3 protein-coding genes and 1 pseudogene are annotated in these 3688 nt (G+C 38.1%); 3 read left to right on the top strand and 1 reads right to left on the bottom strand.

The genetic code is table 11. The features are described 5' to 3' along the window. Together IM473_RS11640 and IM473_RS11635 are read left to right on the top strand one after the other, a co-directional pair. Nucleotides 1–343 (top strand): GDP-mannose 4,6-dehydratase (locus IM473_RS11640; protein ID WP_287658659.1); only part of this gene is annotated, 343 nt, incomplete at its 5' end. Between the two features lie 12 nt (nt 344–355). Then, nucleotides 356–1294: a GDP-L-fucose synthase family protein gene (locus tag IM473_RS11635; protein WP_287658658.1), complete on the top strand. Its 939-nt coding sequence runs from the start codon at nt 356–358 to the stop codon at nt 1292–1294. Between the two features lie 53 nt (nt 1295–1347). On the opposite strand, the gene IM473_RS11630 is transcribed toward IM473_RS11635, so the two are convergent. Next, complete coding sequence (locus IM473_RS11630; RefSeq protein ID WP_287658657.1) at nt 1348–2025, bottom strand: hypothetical protein; 678 nt, start codon at nt 2023–2025, stop codon at nt 1348–1350. Nucleotides 2026–2971: 946 nt separating this feature from the next. Between IM473_RS11630 and IM473_RS11625 the strand changes: the two are divergent. Then, nucleotides 2972–3688: pseudogene (locus IM473_RS11625) on the top strand (hypothetical protein); the annotation flags it as partial.

The following is a 3688-nucleotide window of genomic DNA, read 5'->3' as shown; positions in this document are numbered from 1 at the left end:
GCAAGAACCGGATGATTATGTGGTGGCGACAAATGAAACCTATTCTATCCGGGAGTTTCTCGATATTTCTTTCCAATACGTTAATTTAAATTGGCAGGATTATGTGGAGTTTGATCAACGTTATTTGCGTCCGGCGGAAGTGGATTTATTAATAGGAGATTCCACAAAAGCCAGAGAGAAATTAGGTTGGCAGCCGTCGGTAACGTTCGAGGGACTGGTAAAATTAATGGTAGATGCGGATTTAGCGGCTTTGGGGATTAATCTTAATAACGGTGGTGATAGCGGACAGTTATTAAAAGATTTGGCTTATCTTCGCAATCGTTCAATGACAACTGTGGATTAAAGAGGTGAAAATATGCTGAATTTAAGCGAACAAAGAATCGTTGTCACCGGGGGGGCCGGATTTTTAGGTCGGCAAGTAGTTAATCAATTAATTGCAGCGGGGGCAAATCCCGAAAAAATTACAATTCCTCGGTCAAAGGATTGTGATTTAAGAGTTTGGGAAAACTGTCAACGTTTAGCCGACCAAGAAGATTTAATTATCCATTTGGCGGCCCATGTGGGAGGCATCGGTCTCAATCGGGAAAAACCCGCCGAATTATTCTATGATAATTTGATGATGGGAACCCAATTAATTCACGCTGCCTATCTAGCAGGAGTGCAAAAATTTGTCTGTGTGGGGACAATTTGTGCCTATCCAAAATTTACTCCAGTACCTTTCCATGAAGACGATTTATGGTCAGGATATCCCGAAGAAACCAATGCGCCATACGGTATCGCTAAAAAGGCTTTATTGGTACAATTAGAGTCTTATCGTTTGCAGTATGGTTTCAACGGAATTTATCTTTTACCGGTGAATTTATACGGGCCAGAGGATAATTTTGATCCGGGTAGTTCCCATGTAATTCCTGCTTTAATTCGCAAGGTTTATGAGGCACAACAACGGGGGGATAAACAACTTCCTGTCTGGGGAGATGGTAGTCCAACCCGGGAGTTTCTCTACTCCACCGATGCAGCGCAAGGCATTGTCATGGCCAGCCAATTCTATAATGAATCAGACCCGGTTAATCTTGGTACAAATTATGAGATTTCTATCAAAGATTTAGTCGAATTAATCTGTGATTTAATGGGTTTTGATGGCGAAATTGTTTGGGAAATAGATAAACCCAATGGTCAACCGCGACGCTGTTTAGATACAACCCGCGCTAAGGAAAAATTCGGTTTTGTTGCCCAAATGGAATTTAAAGAAGGTTTGCAAAAAACCATTGAATGGTATCGGCAAAACGCCGCTTAGTCCAGATAGCTGGTGTGTTAGATAAATAACTAACACACCAGATTTTTTTTAGGTTACTGACCGGTAAAATCAGAACGAAGGGTTAATTTTAAATCTTCCTTGGGGTTAATTGACAATAATTCCACCGATTCTCCTCGTAATAACCAGCCGGCTAATACTTCTAATCCTCCTCCTCGTAATAATCCCTCGCTAACCGGTTGGTCAGAAGTAAAAGAAGCGAGGACAGAAGCGGCGGATTTTCCTAATACTGCACCCTGAATAATTTTATCAGGACTAACTCCTTTAATTATCCTTTCTAGACGAGTGAAAACTGCCGAAATAGCATCAATAGATTTTTCTTGGGGTTGACGGGTTTTTAAAAAGATTTTTTGGGATAGAAAACGCGAACCTTGACCATCCGGTTTAATTTCTCCGATAATCTGACTACCATCAGGAATAATTGTCTGTCCTTGGGAATTTTTGATATTATCGGTGACGGTTAGAGATAAAGAAAAAGTTTCTTGTTTGGTTAAAAGAATTTTTTCCCCCTGCTCGTATTTTACAGGGATATCTGTGCCAGCAGGAATTAATCGGTCATTTCCCAAAGGAATTGGTTTAATCGGGTTAATTGGGGCGAATTGACGTGCGATCGCAGGAGTCAAGGAAAGGGAGACCACAACGAAAGAAGCACTTAAAAGCATTGTTAATAGTGTCAGAGGATGATGACGACCCTGCTTTTGAAAATATAGCATCTTACCCTTGAGTTTCCTAGTGGGAGCGAGTTAAAGATAGAGACGAAAGCGGAAAAAAGTTTGTTTCCAAGCAAGAAAATGCGGGTAGAAGGAGAATTTTAGCAAAAAATAACTGAGATTTCCGACTAACTGCCAGTTATTAGTTTATTTGGTCTATTGAAACGCCAAAACTCTTGATTTGTCCGCAGTTCTTAGTTTGGCACGGTTAATGGAGAACAAGAACTATTTATTGTAAAATTATAGGTTCAATCCTATCAAAAAAAATCACCCGATCGAATTAGAATCTGTGAAAAAATGTAACAATTGTAACAAAAAACTGAAGAAACCTCTGATCGGGTTGCCACCGATCCCAAACTTAGGACAAGGGGTCATCTAAACCTGGCCCCACAGAAACGGCACACCTTCGCTTTCGGTTGAATTAACTCAGCACAATGAGGACAAGGAACCCTATCCCTGTCCTGTGATCGAACAGAAACAGTTCTCTCGCTATTCCAAGTCACGATCAACCCAAAAAGAGCCACTAGCACCCCAACTGCTGGATTAAAGGCCATCATTACAAACCCAAAAATCAGCATACTCAAACCAATAAATTTATCCATAAGCTCCTCTTGTAGATAACCTTGCTCATAAACCCGAACCACCCCCAATGCCTATGAACCAAATCACACATCGGCCACCCTACCTCAGAAAGATGAGAAATAAGCCAACTAAAGATAGAAATAGAGAGAGTGAAAGATTGCTAGACTCACAGAGGTGGGTAGCTAAAAAAGTCTCGCCTCTAACCCCATAATGACACAATTAACTTTAAGTTTTGCGATCGAGTAAGCCAAAAATATTCTCCCCCATCACCCGCGAACCGGATGCTGTTGCTAAAATAATCTTCATAGGGGAGAGCGCGGGAAGTTTCCAAATATCATCCTTTTTGTCCTGTACTTAGGAGTAGATTATGTTTACTAAACTTAATAATTTGTGGAATCAGTTTTTCAGGAGATCAAGAAGGATTAATGATAAACCATTAAATAAAGTAAGTTTATTGGTAATAATAATTGTTGATATTTTCATCTTAGTTAATGTTTTTACAGGATTAGATGATATTAGTAGGTGGCATTTAAGCCCCCAACAAATATATCCTTGTTACAGCGAATGGCAAAGTTACAAGAAAAATAATAGTCCAGATAGAGATTATGATTTAATTACAACTTTTTTAGTTGATTATAAAAATAATAATTATCAAGATGAAGAAATAGGACATTTAGGTAAAGTTTCTCCAATTTGTTTGCAATATGCTGATATTAAAAATAATTTAAATAATAAAGAAAATAAAACCTTATTAAGTAAAATACAAACAAAACAAGATAATATTAATATACTAGAAAATAATAATAGAATTATTAGAAGTCAATATGATTCTACCCTATTAGAGAAAATTGCCGGACAGTCTGCCAACAATTCGATAAACCGGGTAAAAGCGGAAGAGGCAAAACAGAAACTAGAGGAAAATAATAAAAAAATATCAAAAATCAAAGAAGAAATTGTTAAGCTAAAAAATGAACTACTACAAAAACCATCGAGTCAAAATTTACTTGCTTTCATGAGAAATGAAAGTAAATTTAATGATGTGGAAGCTGGTTATAAAAATGCGACTTTTTGGTATCCTAGCATT

Origin of the sequence: Microcystis sp. M015S2, from assembly GCF_020245945.1 — a bacterium.
Classification (GTDB): domain Bacteria; phylum Cyanobacteriota; class Cyanobacteriia; order Cyanobacteriales; family Microcystaceae; genus Microcystis.
This window is presented reverse-complemented; position numbering and strand designations above follow the sequence as displayed.

Excerpts from the sequence above, each read along its gene's own strand:
- IM473_RS11630 (WP_287658657.1), bottom strand. The coding sequence starts at position 2,025 with ATGCTATATTTTCAAAAGCAGGGTCGTCATCATCCTCTGACACTATTA.
- IM473_RS11635 (WP_287658658.1), top strand. The coding sequence starts at position 356 with ATGCTGAATTTAAGCGAACAAAGAATCGTTGTCACCGGGGGGGCCGGA.